This window comes from Ochrobactrum sp. RH2CCR150 (assembly GCA_014138095.1).
Classification (GTDB): Bacteria; Pseudomonadota; Alphaproteobacteria; order Rhizobiales; family Rhizobiaceae; genus Brucella; species Brucella gambitense.
This window is the reverse complement of the sequence record JACGXE010000001.1, coordinates 1-18,746: the sequence shown is the minus strand read 5'-3', so window position 1 is coordinate 18,746 and position 18,746 is coordinate 1. Positions and strand designations below refer to the sequence as shown.

Below are 18,746 nucleotides of genomic sequence, written 5' to 3'. Positions count from 1 at the left end.
TCGAACGGGGGCGAATGCAATGGCGGATGACGATACACCGCATCAAACCTTTTTGCGCAGGCTGTACTGCGGCGCGTGCTTTGCCGCGCGCCATGTGGCGTTGGCGACCGCCAACCTGCTGTTTCCGGCAAGCTGTGCGGGTTGCAAGGCGCATGTCTCGCAGCCTGGAACATTGTGCCCGCCATGCTGGTCGGAACTGCGCTTTATCGAAAGGCCTTACTGCCCGGTGCTGGGCGTACCGTTCGGGCATGATTTTGGTGACGGTTTTATGAGTGCGGAGGCGATTGCCGATCCGCCGCCGTTCCGCCGCGCGCGGTCGGCGGTGGTGCATCGCGGTGCGGCGCAACGCATGGCGGTGGCTTTGAAATTCCATGACAGGACCGATCTGGCTCCATGGATGGCGCGCTGGATGCAGCGCGCTGGCCGCGAATTGCTGGATGAATGCGATGTGATCCTGCCGGTGCCACTGCATCGCTGGCGCTTCTGGCAGCGCCGCTTCAACCAGTCCGCCGAGCTGGCGCGGGCGCTGGCAAAGCAGAGCGCGCTTCCCTTTGCGCCGCAAGCCCTGAACCGTATCCGTCGCACCGAGCAGCAGATCGGGCTTGGCTCCAAGGAGCGCAAACGCAATGTGGATGGTGCTTTCCGTGTGCCGAAGGAGCAGGAAATTCACGTGCGCGGGCGTCGTGTTCTATTGATCGACGATGTCTATACGACGGGCGCGACGGTGAAGGCGGCAACGCGCGCCTTGCTGCGCGGCGGTGCAAAAAGTGTCGATGTTCTGACATTCAGCCGTGTTTTGCCCGATTGAAACTTGCGGGCAATAACAAGCCTGCACACACCGTCGTGAAACCTGCAGGGTCTTCCAGAGCGGAGCGTTGCCGACTATATAGTGAGGCAACGAATGGAGTTTTTCATGGTTGACGTTACCATCTATACCCGCCCCGGCTGCCCTTATTGCTCGCGTGCAGTCGATCTTCTGACCCGCAAGGGCGTGGAGTTCAACGAGATCAATGCAGGCGCCACGCCGGAACTGCGCGCCGAAATGCAAGAGCGTTCGGGCCGCAACACGTTCCCGCAGATTTTCGTCGGTTCTGTCCATGTCGGCGGCTGCGATGATCTATTTGCGCTCGACGGTCAGGGCAAGCTCGACGGTCTGCTCAAGACCGGCGAACTGAACTAATTTTTATAACGGGGGAGAAACCGATGAGCACGTTCCGCGCTGCCGCACTACAGATGCGTTCTGGTACTGATGTTGTCCGCAACATCGAGGATTTGGAGAAACTTGTCGCTGATGCGGCAGTCAAGGGCGCGACTTACGTACAATCTCCCGAAATGACCGGCGCGATGATGCGTGACCGGGTGGCGTTCAAGGCCAGCCTGCGCGACGAAGCCAACGACCTTGTTTTCAAGGCGGCTTCGGCGCTGGCAGCAAAACACGGCATCTTCCTGCATATCGGCTCGACGGCCATCGATGCCGGAGATGGCCGAATTGCCAATCGCGCCGGATTGTTTACGCCATCCGGCGAGAAGCTCGTGACCTATGACAAGATCCATATGTTCGACGTCGATCTCGACAATGGTGAAAGCTGGCGCGAATCGGCAACCTATGAACCGGGCAAGGAAACCGTCATTGCCGAATTGCCTTTTGCCAATCTTGGCATGGCGATTTGCTACGATATCCGCTTCCCGCAGCTTTTCCGCGCACAGGCGCTCGCTGGCGCCAATGTGATTACCGGCCCTGCCGCCTTCACCAGGCAGACCGGCGAGGCGCACTGGCACATTTTGCAGCGTGCGCGCGCAATCGAAAATGGCGCATTCCTGATCTCGGCGGCGCAGGGCGGTTTGCATGAGGACGGGCGTGAAACCTACGGGCATTCGATCATCGTTTCGCCCTGGGGCAAGGTGCTGGCGGAAGCCGCTCATGACGAACCGGCTGTAATCGTTGCCGATATCGATGTGGCCGAAAGCGCTGCGGCGCGCGGCAAGGTACCGAATCTGAAGAATGCCCGCGAGTTCACCGTCAAGACGGTGACCGCAAAACAGAAAGAGGATGCATAACTCCATGATCCGCTTTTCGCTTCATTGCGATAACGGCCATGAATTCGAGGGCTGGTTCCGCGACAATGCCGATTTCGATCGGCAGTCGGAGATGAAGTTCGTCTCCTGTCCGGTCTGCAATTCGCATCAGGTGCAGAAAGCTCTGATGGCGCCTGCCGTCTCCACGGCAAGGGCCAAGGAAAAAATCGCCATGGCGCTGGGTGAAGCCCAGAAGAAGGTCCTCGAAGAAATGCGCGATCTCAGCCGCAAGGTCCGCGAGAATGCGGATTATGTGGGTGACAAATTTGCCGAGGAAGCACGCAAGATCCATTTCGGTGAAACGGAGCAGCGTGGCATCTATGGCGAAGCGTCGCGCGAGGACGTGCATTCGCTGCTTGAAGACGGCGTCGATGTGATGCCGTTGCCGGTTTTTCCAGAAGAAAAAAATTAGGTCACCGTTCGTCATGACAGCACGGCAGGGGAGGCCGGACGCATGAAATTGATGGAGTCCGCCTCCTTTCTGCTTCTGGCCACCGGCACCTTGCTGGGGCTTATTCTGCCTCTGGGAAAGATCGCCGCGCAGGCGGGTATTCCGCCCGCCATGTGGACCTTTCTGTTTTCCGCCAGTGCTGGGGTGATTCTGTTTGCCGTTCTGCTTTTGCGGGGAAAGAGCCTCGGTTTTTCCGGCGGGCGCGCACGCTATTATGTCTGCACGGCAATCATCTCCTATGCCTTGCCCAATCTCTTGATCCTGTCGGCAATCCCGCGTCTTGGCGCTGGTTTCACGGGAATCATGTACACGCTGTCTCCGGTTATCACGCTGGTGATTTCGATGGGCTTCGGCTTGCGACGCCCCAATGCGCTGGGCATTGGCGGGATTGTTGTCGGCTTTATCGGAGCGATTCTGGTGGCGCTGACACGCGGCGAGGTCGGCAAGCCCGCTGATCCGCTATGGGTTGCCGCCGCTTTGCTTATTCCGGTGTTTCTTGCCTGCGGCAATGTCTATCGCACGCTGGACTGGCCCAAGAATTCCGATCCGACGGAGCTTGCGGCAGGCAGTCATCTGGCTGCCGCCATTATGCTTTTTGCGGGAATCTTGCTGTTCACCGGCGGTTTTCCGGTTGAGACATTTGCGCTTGCCCCATGGGCTGCAACCGCGCAGGCGATAGCATCGGCTGGAATGTTCGCGCTGTTCTTCCGGCTACAGGCGGTTGGCGGGCCGGTTTATCTCAGCCAGATCGGTTATGTGGCCGCAGCGCTCGGTCTCATTTCCGGCGCGCTGTTTCTGGGCGAGCATTATCCGCTGCTTACCTGGATTGGCGCAGGCGTTATCGCTGTCGGTGTGGCGATGACCACGCGCGCCCAGAAAAGCTGATTGTTAAATCTGACTATTCTGGCCGCTCGGCCAGAACCATATAATTCACATCCGTATCGCGGGAGCGGCTCCAGCTGTCGGCAAGCGGATTATAGGTCACGCCCAGCTTGTCGATGAGGCGCAGACCGCCTTTGGCAAGCGCGGATTCGAGTTCTTCGGGCCGCACCAGCTTTTCATATTGATGCGTGCCGCGCGGCAGCCAGCGCAGTACATATTCCGCGCCGATAATCGCCAGACCATAGGCTTTCAGCGTGCGATTGATGGTGGCGACGAACATCAGCCCGCCCGGCTTCACCATTTCGCTGGTCGCCGACATGAACAGATCGACGTCCGAAACATGCTCGACCACTTCCATATTCAAAACCACGTCGAATTTCTCGCCAGCCTCGGCCAGAGCTTCCGCCGTGGTGGCGCGGTAGTCGACCTCGACGCCGCTTTGCGCAGCGTGGATTTTAGCAACCTCGATATTGGTGGTCGAGGCATCCGCGCCGATCACGGTTGCACCGAGACGCGCCATCGGCTCACAGAGAAGACCGCCGCCGCACCCGATATCGAGCAGGCGCAGTCCCTCGAAGGGACGCGGCGAATTGGGATCGCGATTGAACTTGGCGCAGATTTTTTCCTTGATATAGGCAAGGCGCGTCGGATTGAATTTGTGCAGCGGGCGGAACTTGCCCTGCGGGTTCCACCATTCTGCGGCAATGCGCGAGAAATGCTCGATCTCGGAAGCGTCGATGGTGGTGCGGGCAGTTTCGGTCATTTCAATCTCCAGGAGCGGAAGCGTGCAATCCTGCTCTCAAGGTAGCGCCTCAAAGTCAAGGTGCAAATCAAATTCCGGCATTCCTGACCCTATCGGGACGTTCTTGCGAATCGCGGCCTTGCGGAACCGCGACATATTAGCTATGTGACCCCGGGTTTGCCTGTCGCAAGATTATAAGGTTTGGGCAGGTGAGAGTGTAATTTTCAAAATAGCGGGACGTATCCTTAAATGGCGCGCATCGTGATGAAATTCGGCGGCACTTCGGTGGCCGATCTGGAACGCATCTATAATGTGGCGCGCCACGTCAAACGCGAGGTCGAGGCGGGCAATCAGGTTGCTGTTGTCGTCTCGGCCATGTCCGGCAAGACCAATGAGCTGGTCAACTGGGTGCAGAACATGCCGAAGGTATGTGGCGCCAGTTCGCCTTTCTACGATGCGCGCGAATATGACACCATCGTCGCTTCCGGCGAACAGGTGACAAGCGGCCTTCTGGCCATCGCGCTTCAGTCGGTCGGTGTCGATGCGCGTTCGTGGCAGGGCTGGCAGATTCAAATCAAGACCGACAATGCGCATGGCGCGGCTCGTATCCAGGACATTGACGGTTCGGAAATCATCCGTCGCATGGAAATGGGGCAGGTTGCCGTGGTTGCCGGTTTCCAGGGCCTGGGCCCGGATAACCGCATCGCGACGCTCGGACGCGGCGGGTCGGACACTTCGGCTGTGGCTGTTGCTGCAGCGGTGAAGGCTGATCGCTGCGATATCTATACCGATGTAGACGGCGTCTACACGACCGATCCGCGCATCGAACCGAAGGCGCGCCGCCTGCCGAAGATTTCCTTCGAGGAAATGTTGGAAATGGCTTCGCTCGGCGCCAAGGTTTTGCAAGTGCGCTCGGTCGAACTCGCCATGGTGCACAAGGTACGCACCTTTGTGCGCTCGAGCTTTACGGACCCCGATGCGCCGGGCATGGGTGATCCGATCAACCCGCCCGGAACGCTTATTTGCGACGAGGATGAAATCGTGGAACAGCAGACCGTCACAGGTATCGCCTTTGCGAAAGATGAGGCTCAGATTTCGCTGCGCCGCGTGGCCGACCGGCCGGGCGTGTCGGCAGCCATTTTCGGCCCGCTTGCCGAAGAGCACATCAATGTCGATATGATCGTTCAGAACGTGTCGGAAGACGGTTCCAAGACCGACATGACCTTCACGATCCCGACCGGCGACATCGACAAGGCGCTGCGCGTTCTCGACAAGGTCAAGGGTGAGATCGGCTTCGATAACATCCAGTCCGAAACGGGTCTCGCCAAGATTTCCGTGATCGGCATTGGCATGCGCAGCCATGCAGGTGTTGCCGCCACTGCCTTCAAGGCGCTGGCCGAAAAGGGCATCAACATTCGCGCCATCACCACGTCGGAAATCAAGATCTCGATCCTGATCGACGGCCCTTATGCCGAACTGGCCGTGCGCACGCTGCACGCCGTCTACGGTCTCGACAAATCGTAATCCATTGATGGCTGATATTAAGCCGGCATAAAATCCGGCTTTTATTAAACCGTTTTGAAACAATGCCGCGTCCTTGAATGGATCGCGGCATTTTTTCGTTTCGGAACCTGGCATAATTTCTGCTTAAAGCACTAGACGGCAGTGTCAAAAATGCTCACAAAGGGGTTGGCGTAACGCGTCGCGGGCGGGTAATGGGAATCGGTCGGCGAAAGCGGGCCACCAGTCCGAACGGCTTTCGGTAGTACGGAGCAAGCAAAGCCGTTTTCTCTTTATTCGCCGCAGTTCGCACGGAAAGCCGCTTCACCTCGGTGCCGAAACTGCACAAGAGGAGTGTCCGACGATCATGCGCGATCAGACAACCGGTCCCCGCGTGCTGCTGAAGCGGCTGCGCGAATTGATGGCTGAGCCGCTTGAGCCGCAGCCGCGCCTTGACCGGATTGTTCGTGAAATCGCGCAAAATATGGTCGCGGAAGTCTGCTCCTTCTACGTGCTTCGCGCTGACGGCGTTCTCGAACTCTATGCCACCGAAGGTTTGAACCCGCAGTCGGTCCACCTGGCGCAATTGCGTCTGGGGCAGGGCCTTGTCGGTACCATTGCCGCAAGCGCGCGCCCGTTGAACCTCACTGATGCGCAAAGCCACCCGGCCTTCGCCTATCTGCCGGAAACGGGCGAAGAAGTGTATAATTCCTTCCTCGGCGTTCCTGTGCTGCGCGCAGGCCGTACGATGGGCGTTCTCGTCGTGCAGAACCGCACCAAGCGCGCCTATCGCGAAGACGAAGTCGAAGCGCTTGAAACAACCGCCATGGTGCTTGCCGAAATCATCGCGTCCGGTGATGGGCTGAAGCTCGTACGCCCCGGTATCGACCTTGATATGGGTCGCCCGATGAGCGTTACCGGGCTGGCCTTCAATGATGGCATCGGTCTCGGTCATGTCGTGCTGCACGAGCCGCGCATCGTCGTCACCAATCTTTTCAACGAGGATAGCCAGGCCGAACTTGTCCGCCTGGATCAGGCGCTGGGTTCCTTGCGCATTTCCATCGATGACATGCTGTCGCGCCGCGATGTCGCCATCGAGGGCGAGCATCGCGAAGTGCTGGAAGCCTATCGCATGTTCGCGCATGATCGTGGCTGGGTGCGCCGTCTGGAAGAGGCGGTGCATAACGGTTTGACCGCTGAAGCGGCTGTCGAGAAGGTGCAGAGCGACACGCGTGCGCGCATGATGCATCTCACCGATCCCTATATGCGCGAGCGTCTGTCGGATTTCGACGATCTTGCCAATCGTCTGCTGCGCCAGCTGATGGGGCGCGATATCAAGACGATGGCCGAATCGCTGGTCAAGGATGCCATCATCGTTGCGCGCTCAATGGGCGCTGCCGAGTTGCTGGACTATCCGCGTGAGCGCTTGCGCGGTGTGGTGCTGGAAGACGGCGCCGCCACCAGCCATGTGGTGATCGTGGCACGCGCCATGGGTATTCCTGTCGTGGGGCAGGCCAAGGGCGCTGTTTCCATGGCTGAAAACAACGATGCCGCGATCGTCGATGGTGACGAGGGGGTCGTGCATCTGCGTCCGCAGTCGGATGTCGAATCGGCCTATGCGGAAAAGGTTCGCTTCCGCGCCCGGCGTCAGGCGCATTATCGCGAATTGCGCGACAAACCCGCTATGACAACCGATGGTATTGAAGTTTCGCTGTTGATGAATGCGGGCCTTCTGGTCGACTTGCCACAGCTTGCGGCATCGGGCGCTTCGGGCATTGGCCTGTTCCGAACCGAGCTGCAGTTCATGGTCGCCTCGACCTTCCCGCGGGCGGAGCAGCAGGAGCGGCTCTATCGCTCGGTGATGGAAGCATCGGGCGACAAGCCTGTCACCTTCCGCACGCTCGATATCGGCGGCGACAAGGTGCTGCCTTACTTCAGCGCATCAGCGCAGGAAGAAAATCCGGCGCTTGGCTGGCGCGCCATCCGCCTTACGCTTGACCGTCCGGGTCTGCTGCGCACCCAGTTGCGCGCGCTTTTGAAAGCGGCAGGCGGACGTGAATTGAAGCTCATGCTGCCGATGGTGACGGAAGTGGCCGAGGTGAAGGCGGCGCGCGAGATCATCGAACGCGAGGTTCGCCATCTGTCGCGGTTTGCGCATTCCCTGCCGACGCGGATGAAGCTTGGCGCTATGGTGGAAGTTCCAGCCCTGTTGTGGCAGCTGGATGAACTGATGACGGCGGTTGATTTCGTCTCGGTCGGCTCCAACGATCTGTTCCAGTTCCTGATGGCGGTGGATCGCGGCAACTCGCTGATTTCCGGTCGTTTCGACCAGCTTTCTCCGGCTTTCCTGCGGACGCTGCGCCATATTGTCGATACGGGCAACCGGCACAACACGCCGGTCACGCTCTGCGGTGAAATGGCGGGACGTCCGCTGACGGCCATGACGCTGATCGGCCTTGGCTTCCGCTCGATCTCCATGTCGGCTGCTGCAATCGGCCCGGTCAAGGCCATGCTCGGCGCGCTGGATACAGCGAAGCTGAATGCGCTTCTCAATGAAGAGCTGGACAAGCCAAATGTCGCGCATTCGCTGCGCGAATTGATGCTTCGATTTGCAGAAGACAACGATATTCCGTTATAGCAAGGCAAATTGCAGAGAATGACCGGGTGTGACGCAGGATGCGGCATGCCCGGTTACGCACATTTGCATTCGGACGATGATTTTTAGGACATGACATGATCGCATTGCCGCAGGACCGGATGGACCAGCTCTTGAAGCGGTTCTCGATGATCGAAAGCCAGATGGCCGACAATCCGGATTCGGAAACCTATGTGAAGCTCGCTTCCGAATATTCGGAGTTGCAGGAAGTCGTCGGCAAGATTCGCGAATTGAGCGATGCGCGCGCTGAAGCGAAAGATCTGGCCGCGATGCGCGATGATGCGTCGACCGATGCCGAAATGCGGGCTCTGGCCGTCGAGGAATTGCCGGAAGTCGAAAAGCGCGTCGAGACGCTGGAGCAGGAAGTGCAGATCCTGCTTCTGCCCAAGGATGCGGCTGACGAAAAGAACGCCATTCTCGAAATTCGCGCCGGTACGGGCGGACTGGAAGCAGCGCTTTTCGCGGGCGATCTCTTCCGCATGTATGAGCGTTATGCGAGCGAGAAGGGCTGGCGCGTCGAGTTGGTCTCGGCCAGCGAAGGCGATGCGGGCGGCTATAAGGAAATCATCGCGACGGTTTCCGGCAAGGGCGTGTTCTCGAAGATGAAGTTCGAATCAGGTGTGCATCGCGTGCAGCGCGTACCGGAAACAGAAGCTGGCGGGCGCATCCATACGTCAGCTGCGACGGTTGCCGTGTTGCCCGAAGCCGAGGACATCGATATCGAGATTCGCAACGAGGATATCCGTATCGACACGATGCGCGCATCGGGTGCTGGCGGTCAGCACGTCAACACGACCGACTCGGCAGTGCGCATCACCCATATTCCGACGGGCATCATGGTGGTTCAGGCGGAAAAATCCCAGCATCAGAACCGCGCTCGCGCCATGCAGATCCTGCGTGCCCGCCTTTATGACATGGAGCGCCAGAAGGCTGAAAGCGAACGCTCGGAAGCGCGCCGCAGCCAGGTCGGCTCCGGCGACCGTTCGGAACGTATCCGCACCTATAATTTCCCACAGGGCCGCGTCACTGATCACCGCATCAACCTGACGCTCTACAAGCTCGACCGCGTGATGGAAGGCGACCTCGACGAATTGGTCGATGCGCTGATTTCCGATCACCAGACCGCGCTTTTGACCGAACTGGGTGCCTGAGCGTGAGCGGCGAGCGGCTTGACGTTCTGGCGGCGCAAGCCCGGCGACAGTTGCGCGATGCCGGGCTGGAAACGCCTGATCTCGATGCGCGGCTGTTGATCGAATGGACGACGGGCACGACACGGCTCGATCTGATTTCCGCGCCGGACAAGCTGATTGAGGCCGAGCGCGTCGAAACTTTACGTACAGCGCTGGAACGCCGTGCCAAAGGCGAACCTGTTCATCGCATTATCGGCGTTCGCGAATTTTACGGACTGCCATTCCGGCTTTCTGCTGAAACGCTTGAACCGCGCCCGGATACGGAAGCGCTGATCGAGCTGGTCGTCCCACCGCTTGAGCAACTTGTCGCGGAACATGGCGCAGTCGAAATCCTCGATATGGGCACGGGCACCGGGGCGATCGTCATCTCGCTCCTGCATCGCTTCGAGACACTGCACGGCATTGGCCTCGACGTGTCGGAGGGTGCGCTGGCGACAGCGCGAATCAATGCTGCGATCAACGATGTGAGCCAGCGTTTCGCCGCCTTGAGAAGCAACTGGTTCGCCAATGTCAGCGGACGATTTCATATGATCGTCTCAAACCCGCCCTATATTCCGCATGAAGACATTGCCGGTCTGTCGCGTGAAGTGCGCGAGCATGATCCGCTTGCGGCACTGGATGGCGGCCAGGATGGACTGGATTTTTACCGGGCCCTTGCAGAACAGGCAGTAGAGTACCTATATAATGGTGGTATGGTTGCCGTAGAAATCGGCGCCGGACAATTCCAGGATGTGAAAGCGCTGTTTGAGCAAGCGGGTTTTGAACTCGCAAACGATGCACGTGATCTGGGCGGCCATAGAAGGGCCATGCTTTTTGCGCAAAAATCATAAACGAAATTTTGATACCCAACGGCGCGAAAAAACACTTGGAATTTGCCGCGAAGCCGTTTAGTTTCCGGCCACCGTATACAGCCAGAATGGTTTTGCCCGCTTTTTAGAGGGCCGTGGCGGAAATGCTCCATGACGATTTGAGGTCATGCTCTCCCGGGGTCTAAGCCTTTGGAGATGGCTCGTACGGAAGTACACGACTTTCAGGCATGGTCCCGAAGAGCGATGCTTTTCGGCGTGGACCTTGCACAAGGCAACCGTCAGGTTCCGGCCATCCATCTGGATATGCGGAGCCGATAAGCATGTCGCGGAAAAGTGGGAACGGTTTTCCGGGGACGACATGCATAAAAGCAACCCCTTAATGTGCGTCACGCGAACAGTTTGAAATGCGACGCGCTTTAAGAATAGTCGATGTGTAGGAAGTTTTAGGGCGTGCTTCCTCCATGGCTCAATAGCAAGAAACAGGCGACCTTTTTCGTCGCGACGTTTCTGCGCCCTTTAATCTGAAAAGAGATGAATATGAGGCCAGCACAGCAGAACAGGCGTATGCGCGGACGGGGGAATAACAATAACAACAATAATAACAACAACCGCAAGGGCCCCAATCCTCTGTCGCGTAATTACGAAAGCAACGGACCTGACGTAAAGATCCGTGGCAATGCGCAACATATTGCAGAAAAATATTCGACACTCGCTCGTGACGCGCAGGCTTCTGGCGACCGGGTGATGGCTGAAAACTACCTTCAGCACGCTGAACATTACAATCGCATCATCATGGCTGCCATGGCGCAGAACCCGGTGCCGTTCCAGCGCGAAGAAACCTTCGACGATGACGGCGCTGACGATGACGATACCGGCTTTACGCCAGCAGTCGCCGTCGAGCCGCGCCCGGTAAGCGGTTCCGGTCCGCAGCCGGTTATCGAAGGCACCCCTGCCGAAGTCATCTACGGTGAGGAAAGCGGCGAAAGCCGTCAGCCGCGTGAACGCGACAATCGCGATCGTCGTCTTGGCCGCGGACGCCGCCCGCAGCGCGAACGCTTCAATGCCGAAGAGCGCCCGGAAGCGCAGGCCGGCGAAGCAGGCGAACAGCCTGCAACAGAAGCTCCAGTGGAAGTAGCAGAACCAGTTCGGGTTGCTCGGGCCGCCAAGGCTGCTCCGGTGGCTGCAGAAGCTGCACCTGTTGAAGCTCCGGTGGAAGCCCCCGTCGAAGCGAAGGCCGACGACGAAGCTGCACCGCGTCGTGCAACGCGCCGTCCGGGTCGTCCGCGCCGTGTTGCCAAGGATCAGGATGCCGGCAACGATACGCCAGCAACCGAACCCGTCGATTCTGACGCTTAGAGCTTTCGGTATAAGATTTGAAAATGGCGCGGTTTTCCGCGCCATTTTTATTTGGCCGCACGGGCGTTGTTCACCCTTGCCGAATGGTGGTCATAGTCCCATATCCTGTCTTGGAAAGACATGAAGCCCGCCCTCGCGGGGGCTTCGTCACCCAACATCTTCCGGTGCCTATTCAGGGCTGGAGGGCAAAAGGAGACACTATATGAATATCGAGAAATACACGGAACGCGTTCGCGGTTTCATTCAGTCGGCGCAGACCTTTGCGCTTTCTTCCGGCAATCAGCAGTTCACCCCGGAACATATTCTGAAAATTCTCGTCGATGATGACGAGGGTCTTGCCGCATCGTTGATCGAGCGGGCTGGCGGACGTATTGCCGATGTGCGCCTTGGTTTGCAGAGCGCATTGGAAAAGCTGCCGAAAGTTTCGGGCGGCAATGATCAGCTCTATCTCTCGCAGCCGCTGGCCAAGGTTTTCACTCTGGCCGAAGAACTCGCCAGCAAGGCGGGCGACAGCTTTGTCACCGTCGAACGGCTGTTGACGGCGTTGGCAATCGAGAAATCCGCAAAGACATCTGAAATTCTTGCCGCAGCCGGTGTGACACCGACGGCGTTGAACAAGGTCATCAACGATATGCGTAAGGGCCGCACTGCCGATTCCGCGTCTGCCGAAAGCAATTACGATGCGCTGAAGAAATATGCGCGCGATCTGACCGAAGACGCCCGCAATGGCAAGCTTGATCCGGTGATCGGCCGCGATGAAGAAATTCGTCGCACGATTCAGGTTCTGTCACGCCGCACCAAGAACAATCCGGTGCTGATCGGTGAGCCGGGCGTCGGCAAAACGGCGATTGCCGAAGGTCTGGCGCTGCGTATCGTGAATGGCGACGTGCCCGAATCGCTGAAGGACAAGCAGTTGATGGCGCTCGATATGGGCGCGCTGATTGCCGGTGCGAAATATCGCGGCGAGTTCGAGGAACGCCTGAAGGCGATCTTGTCGGAAGTCCAGACCGCTGCCGGTCAGGTTATTCTCTTCATCGACGAGATGCACACGCTCGTTGGTGCAGGCAAGACTGATGGTGCGATGGATGCGTCCAACTTGCTCAAGCCTGCGCTGGCCCGTGGTGAATTGCACTGCGTTGGCGCGACCACGCTGGAAGAATATCGCAAATATGTCGAGAAGGATGCAGCACTTGCGCGTCGTTTCCAGCCGGTCTTCGTGGACGAGCCGACAGTCGAGGATACAATCTCGATCCTGCGCGGCCTGAAGGAAAAATACGAGCAGCATCACAAGGTGCGCGTATCGGACTCGGCACTGGTCGCAGCCGCAACACTGTCGAATCGATATATCACCGACCGCTTCCTGCCCGATAAGGCGATTGACCTTGTCGATGAGGCAGCATCGCGTCTGCGCATGCAGGTTGATTCGAAGCCAGAAGAACTCGACGAGATCGACCGCCGCGTCATGCAGCTCAAGATCGAGCGCGAAGCTTTGAAGGTGGAAACCGATGCCGCGTCCAAGGATCGTCTGGTGCGTCTTGAAAAAGAGCTGACCGATCTGGAAGAAGAATCCGCTGAACTGACCGCCAAGTGGCAGTCGGAAAAGCAGAAGCTCGGTCTTGCTGCCGATCTCAAGCGCCAGCTTGAGGAAGCACGCAATGCCTTGGCCACTGCACAGCGCAATGGTGAGTTCCAGAAGGCTGGTGAGCTTGCTTATGGCAAGATCCCGCAGCTTGAAAAGGAACTCGCCCAGTCTGAAAGTCAGGAGAACAAGGGTTCTCTGCTGGAAGAAACCGTTACACCGGAACATGTCGGGCAGGTCGTTTCCCGCTGGACAGGCATTCCGGTTGACCGGATGCTCGAAGGCGAGCGCGAAAAGCTGCTGCGGATGGAAGACGAGCTTGCAAAGCGCGTTATCGGTCAGGGTGAAGCCGTTCAGGCGGTTTCCAAGGCTGTTCGCCGTGCGCGTGCGGGTCTTCAGGATCCAAACCGTCCTATCGGTTCGTTCATCTTCCTCGGCCCAACGGGCGTCGGCAAGACCGAACTGACCAAGGCGCTGGCTTCGTTCCTGTTCCAAGACGACACCGCGATGGTGCGTATCGATATGTCGGAATTCATGGAGAAGCACTCCGTGAGCCGTCTGATCGGTGCACCTCCCGGCTATGTCGGTTACGAAGAAGGCGGCACGCTGACGGAAGCCGTGCGGCGTCGGCCGTATCAGGTAATACTGTTCGACGAGATCGAAAAGGCGCATCCCGATGTGTTCAACGTGCTGTTGCAGGTTCTGGACGATGGGCGTCTGACCGATGGTCAGGGGCGCACGGTCGATTTCCGCAACACGGTCATCATCATGACGTCCAACCTTGGCGCCGAATATCTCGTCAATCTGGGCGAGAAGGACGATGTCGAGAGCGTTCGTGACGAGGTGATGGGTGTGGTTCGGGCGGCATTCCGGCCGGAATTCCTGAACCGTGTCGATGAAATCATCCTGTTCCACCGGCTGCGCCGCGAGGATATGGGTGCGATTGTCGATATCCAGTTGCAGCGTCTCCAGACCCTGCTCACCGATCGCAAGATCGCATTGGAGTTGGCAGAGGACGCCCGCGAATGGCTTGCCAACAAGGGCTATGATCCGGCTTACGGCGCGCGTCCTTTGAAGCGCGTGATCCAGAAGGAAGTTCAGGATCCGCTCGCCGAGCGTATTCTGCTGGGCGATATTCTGGACGGCTCGCTCGTCAAGATCACCGCTGGTTCGGACAGGCTCAATTTCCGCGCGGTTCGCGGTGCTCTGGAACCTGATCCGAAGAACGAAGGCGTGGAAGCCTGACCTTCTACTTGCTCTAACAAAGCGCCGCAGTCGCAAGATTGCGGCGCTTTTTATTAGCTTTGGCCAGTTCACACTGTGGGCATCACGATGCCCGAAGAAATTTTGCAGATACAAATTTCATAAAACTTGTCGTCACTTGGCCATTTTCATGTCCAGTTCATCTGGCATCTGCTGTTACTCGGATAATCAGTTATTAACCATATTCACGGCATCCATGATCTGACGATCCGATTGAACGTCTGATATTACGGGCACCTGGGACTTCCTCCATGACGCATTCCATACGCATGCTTCGTTTCGCATTGTTTGCTTCTGCGGCTCTTCCCGCCATGGGTGCCGGTGCTTTTGCAGACGAAAACCGTGACGCCACGCTCACGGAAGCTCCGGTGCAACTGGCGCAGCTCTACGATCCGGGCGAAGAGGTCTATCATGACCGACGCGTGCGCGTGTACATCGACCAGTATGGTCGGCGCGTGACGATGGATCGTCGTGGTCGCATTGTCAGCGTCGAGGATGCCAATACCTATGATCGCAACAGCTATGGCGGCCCCAACAGCCGTCGTGATCCGCAGCAAGACGATAACTGGACGCTGAACGGCCCGGTTGATGGCGGTTCGCCCTATGACGGCTTCAGCAATGTGCCGGAAGACCCGAATTATTATCCCGCTGCGCCATCAGATCCAAGCTATCGCGGCAATCAGGACGGTCAGGTGCAGCGTTCGGAACTGCCGCCGTCTGGTGAAAACTATCCAGACAATACGGGCACCAATTCCGCGAGCATTGATCAGAACTATAACGGGGAGGATTACAGCCAGCCCGGCTATGAGCAACCGCAGAATGTGCCGAAGTCCAGCGACATGGCCCCCGCAATTGAAATGCCGAAAGGCGAGGGCGCCAAGGCCAAGATTGCAGCCTTTCAGGTGTTGTTGGATCGTGCGGGCGCATCTCCCGGCGTCATCGATGGTCGTTCCGGCAGCAACGTCGACAAGGCTGCCGCTGCCTATGGTGAACTGACCGGCAAATCCATCAGCCCGAAGGACGATGCGGCAGTCAATGCCGAGCTGGAAGCAACCGGCGGTGCAGCCTTCTTCGAATATACGATCTCCAATGAGGATGTCGGTCGCCAGTATGTGGCGTCGATCCCCGAGGATTATGCCCATAAGGCGCAGCTTCCGTCGATGGCCTATACGTCGGTGACGGAAATGCTCGGTGAGAAATTCCACATTGATGAAAACTACCTGAAGGAAATCAATCCGGGCGTGAATTTCAATCAGCCGGGTTCCGTGGTGAAGGTGCCGAATCTCGGCAAGCCGGTGCGCGCCAAGGTGGCGAGAATCATCGCCGACAAGGGACGCAAGCAGGTCCGTGGTTATGATGAAAGCGGCAAGCTGGTCGTGGCCTATCCGTCGACAATCGGCTCATCGGACAATCCGTCGCCGTCCGGCATCGTGCAGGTCGAGCGCATCGCGATCAATCCGAACTACACCTACAATCCGAAGATCAACTTCAAGCAGGGCAACAATGACAAGGTTCTGACGATCCCGCCGGGTCCGAATGGGCCGGTCGGCACTGTCTGGATTGCGCTTTCCAAGCCGACTTACGGCATCCATGGAACGCCTGAGCCGTCCAAGATCGGCAAGACGTCGAGCCATGGCTGTGTGCGACTGACGAATTGGGACGCAGAAGAACTGGCCAAGCTCGTCAAAGCGGGCGTCACCGTCGAGTTTTCCGAATAGTTCAACCTTCACGGGTCAAACAAAAAAGCCGGGTGAGCATTTTGCTTTCCCGGCTTTTTCTATTTAACCTTTGGTCGACGCGTTGGCCGCAAGCTTGGTGCTATTGTCGTCGCTGTTCAAAAGCGTGTCGATGCGATCGCGCTCCTGCTTGAAGGCTTCAAGCTCTTTGCCCTTCAAAGCCTTGTTGTCGGGCAGACGGATGCGAAGCGGGTCGACCTTGGTGCCGTTGACGATCATTTCATAATGGAGATGCGGGCCGGTCGAGAGACCGGTCGAACCGACATAGCCGATCACCTGACCCTGACGCACCCTTGCGCCAGCAGACACGCCGCGAGCAATGGCATTCTGGTGGCTGTAGCTGCTGACATAGCCATTGGCATGACGAATCAGGGTCTGATTGCCATAGCCATTGGTCCAGCCAGCCTTTTCGACAACCCCGTTACCCGTTGCGATGATTGGCGTACCGCGGGGTGCTGCCCAATCGACGCCAGTATGCATACGGCTATAGCCAAGAATCGGGTGCCGGCGCATGCCAAACGGAGAACGGAACACACCATTGGGTACCGGATTGCGCAGCAGGAACTGCTTTGCGCTCTTTCCGCCCTCGTCGAAGTAATCGACGCCGCCGTCCGGCGCCTGATAGCGGTAGAATTTCCGGGTCGTACCGCTGAATGTTGCCGCAACATAGAGAAGTTGCGAATCGCTGTCCGCCTTGTCCGGATCGTCGGACCCGTCTGGCAGCGAGAAAAAGGCATCGATATTGTCGGTTGCCGTCAACTGCGCCTGAAGGTCCACGTCAGTGGCCAGCATTTTGACCAGCTGTTCGCGCATGGTTTCCGTCATGCCATAGGCAAGGGCCGCACGGCTGATACCATCATAGACATTGGGCAGATTGCCCCGGATGGCGCTGGGGATCGCGTTACCGTCGAAAGCTGTCTGCAAAAGCGGCGTTTCTTCGGGTTCATCCGACGGAATATATTGCTGGCGGTCGTTCAGTGTGACCGTCACGAGATGCGTGGTGCGATTGTATATGCTCGCGCGCACGATACGGTCCTGCCCGTTGCGGGTTTCAGTCCCCACGCGCAAAACGCTACCTTGTTTCAAACGCGGCGAATTCATCATCTTGGCGAGTGCATCGACCATGTTCGATGTGTCATCGCCCGTATAGCCCGCATCTTCGAGCGCCTGCGCGATATCTGCAGTCTGCCGGAAGGGAATCAATTCTTCCGAAAAACCATCGTCGGTCTGCTCGTCATTGGCCTTCGGGGCTACACTGACATTTTCCTGCGTGATCTTCACACCGAGCGCCGGGCCGAGCGCATAGGGAGAATCGTTACCGCCGAAGCGGGCCGGGTCGACATAATGCAGTGAAGCGACCTGAACGTCGCCATCGGTCAGCAAGCCACCCGTGTCGCGAACGACTTTCTCGACTTCATCGACCGACAGATCGCTTGACGCGTCGAAAGTTGCGCTGTTCAGCGGAAAATCAACGACATGAAGGCTGACTTCACTTTCAACCTTGGCGCCGTAAATCTGGCCGGTGTCTGCCGGTAGCGGGGCGGTCGGACCTTCAGAGAATACAGTCAGCGCATCGAATGCCGGATATTTGCGACCGGTCGGGTGATCGACAGCAAGCGCCATACTTACCAGTTCGAAGGGGCGGGTGCGGATAACTTCGCGCTCGCCGATTTTCTGCATGGTGGAAAGATCAAAGCGGCGGCGATCGCGCGGCTGCTGCGCCGAAACTGTGCTGACGAGACGGCCACCCTTGGTGACAGCGCTTTCCTCGGCTGCACTTGGCATATCGTTGCGCGCCAGAATTTCGGGTGGGGTCGCCAATTGCTCGCGCCCGTCAAGGGCGGCAAAAAGGGCAACACCGATCAGCATGCAGGAGGTGACACCAGTCAGGAAGGTGCCGGCAAGCCAGCGTGCCGAAACTTCGCGCCGATCAGGAGGCCGTCGCCGTCCGCCAACGCTCAGCGGGGGCTCGTCACCCGGATCGAGATTATTCGGCCCCATATCCTTCATACTGCTATAGTCGGCCCTTCTTATAAACCTGATGGCACGGAAACGTGCTTGAACATCGCTTGTCAGAAAAGCGACCTATGCGCTGATCTGATGCTAAGGTGTCTTCCTTTGTCTATGGAAGGCTCCCAAACGGGCATCAGAGTTTTGCCTGCCGTTGACGCGTAAGTCAATGACGAGGGTGCCAGACGCCGATATCCACAATACTGCCGGGCTGGCGATCAACTGGATGCAGCGCAGCTATTTTTCGAATTCCGCGGAAGCTAGTTTTTCATTGAGGCTGGTTTGTGGCCCGGCTTTCCGCAACGTCATGATTTGATCCCTATATATAGAGTGGCAAAAATCTGCGATTTTACGCCCTGTGGAAAGCTGTCAAAAAAATATCAAAAAACTGCGAAAGCGTTGTTGACAGTTTGAGAGTTGGGGGCCTATATAGCGCCACAACGAGGGCGGCGACGCTGCTAGCGGCAGGTTGCTTCGTCCTTGAGTTCTGGTGAAA

14 protein-coding genes are annotated in these 18,746 nt (G+C 58.0%); 12 read left to right on the top strand and 2 right to left on the bottom strand.

Annotated features, from left to right (window positions below; genetic code table 11):
* The first annotated feature begins 19 nt into the window (after positions 1-19).
* The 5 genes from FHW03_RS00070 to FHW03_RS00050 all read left to right on the top strand — a co-directional run bounded on the left by FHW03_RS00070 (position 20) and on the right by FHW03_RS00050 (position 3,412).
* Positions 20-808, top strand: a complete 789-nt coding sequence (locus FHW03_RS00070; protein WP_182518817.1) for a ComF family protein — start codon at positions 20-22, stop codon at positions 806-808.
* A 105-nt stretch (positions 809-913) separates the two neighbouring features.
* The gene (gene grxC / locus FHW03_RS00065; protein WP_078341047.1) at positions 914-1,180 is read left to right on the top strand and encodes a glutaredoxin 3; all 267 of its coding nucleotides are present in this window, start codon (positions 914-916) and stop codon (positions 1,178-1,180) included.
* A 23-nt stretch (positions 1,181-1,203) separates the two neighbouring features.
* Positions 1,204-2,058, top strand: coding sequence for a carbon-nitrogen hydrolase family protein (locus tag FHW03_RS00060; protein WP_182518816.1), 855 nt, complete (start codon positions 1,204-1,206; stop codon positions 2,056-2,058).
* Between the two features lie 4 nt (positions 2,059-2,062).
* Positions 2,063-2,488, top strand: a complete 426-nt coding sequence (locus tag FHW03_RS00055) for a DUF1178 family protein (protein WP_182518815.1) — start codon at positions 2,063-2,065, stop codon at positions 2,486-2,488.
* Between the two features lie 42 nt (positions 2,489-2,530).
* Positions 2,531-3,412 (top strand): DMT family transporter, encoded by an 882-nt coding sequence (locus FHW03_RS00050; RefSeq protein WP_182518814.1) that lies wholly within the window; start codon positions 2,531-2,533, stop codon positions 3,410-3,412.
* A 13-nt stretch (positions 3,413-3,425) separates the two neighbouring features.
* Here FHW03_RS00050 and ubiG read toward each other — a convergent pair whose 3' ends face one another.
* Positions 3,426-4,172, bottom strand: coding sequence for a bifunctional 2-polyprenyl-6-hydroxyphenol methylase/3-demethylubiquinol 3-O-methyltransferase UbiG (gene ubiG / locus FHW03_RS00045; RefSeq protein WP_078341024.1), 747 nt, complete (start codon positions 4,170-4,172; stop codon positions 3,426-3,428).
* 228 nt (positions 4,173-4,400) lie between these two features.
* Between ubiG and FHW03_RS00040 the strand changes: the two genes are divergently transcribed.
* From FHW03_RS00040 to FHW03_RS00010, 7 genes are all read left to right on the top strand, one after another.
* Positions 4,401-5,675 carry an aspartate kinase gene (locus FHW03_RS00040; RefSeq protein ID WP_138787367.1) on the top strand — a complete coding sequence of 425 codons (1,275 nt, stop codon included), beginning with the start codon at positions 4,401-4,403 and terminating at the stop codon, positions 5,673-5,675.
* Positions 5,676-6,018: 343 nt separating this feature from the next.
* Positions 6,019-8,289, top strand: a complete 2,271-nt coding sequence (gene ptsP, locus FHW03_RS00035; RefSeq protein WP_182518813.1) for a phosphoenolpyruvate--protein phosphotransferase — start codon at positions 6,019-6,021, stop codon at positions 8,287-8,289.
* Between the two features lie 95 nt (positions 8,290-8,384).
* Positions 8,385-9,458 (top strand): peptide chain release factor 1, encoded by a 1,074-nt coding sequence (gene prfA, locus FHW03_RS00030; RefSeq protein WP_182518812.1) that lies wholly within the window; start codon positions 8,385-8,387, stop codon positions 9,456-9,458.
* Between the two features lie 2 nt (positions 9,459-9,460).
* Positions 9,461-10,327 carry a peptide chain release factor N(5)-glutamine methyltransferase gene (prmC, locus tag FHW03_RS00025; RefSeq protein ID WP_182518811.1) on the top strand — a complete coding sequence of 289 codons (867 nt, stop codon included), beginning with the start codon at positions 9,461-9,463 and terminating at the stop codon, positions 10,325-10,327.
* Positions 10,328-10,843: 516 nt separating this feature from the next.
* Positions 10,844-11,662, top strand: a complete 819-nt coding sequence (locus FHW03_RS00020; RefSeq protein WP_182518810.1) for a DUF4167 domain-containing protein — start codon at positions 10,844-10,846, stop codon at positions 11,660-11,662.
* A gap of 202 nt (positions 11,663-11,864) precedes the next feature.
* Complete coding sequence (clpB, locus tag FHW03_RS00015) at positions 11,865-14,486, top strand: ATP-dependent chaperone ClpB (RefSeq protein ID WP_182518809.1); 2,622 nt, start codon at positions 11,865-11,867, stop codon at positions 14,484-14,486.
* Between the two features lie 269 nt (positions 14,487-14,755).
* Positions 14,756-16,222 (top strand): L,D-transpeptidase, encoded by a 1,467-nt coding sequence (locus FHW03_RS00010; protein WP_182518808.1) that lies wholly within the window; start codon positions 14,756-14,758, stop codon positions 16,220-16,222.
* Between the two features lie 63 nt (positions 16,223-16,285).
* Here FHW03_RS00010 and FHW03_RS00005 read toward each other — a convergent pair whose 3' ends face one another.
* Complete coding sequence (locus FHW03_RS00005; RefSeq protein WP_182518807.1) at positions 16,286-18,250, bottom strand: M23 family metallopeptidase; 1,965 nt, start codon at positions 18,248-18,250, stop codon at positions 16,286-16,288.
* Between the last annotated feature and the right edge of the window lie 496 nt (positions 18,251-18,746).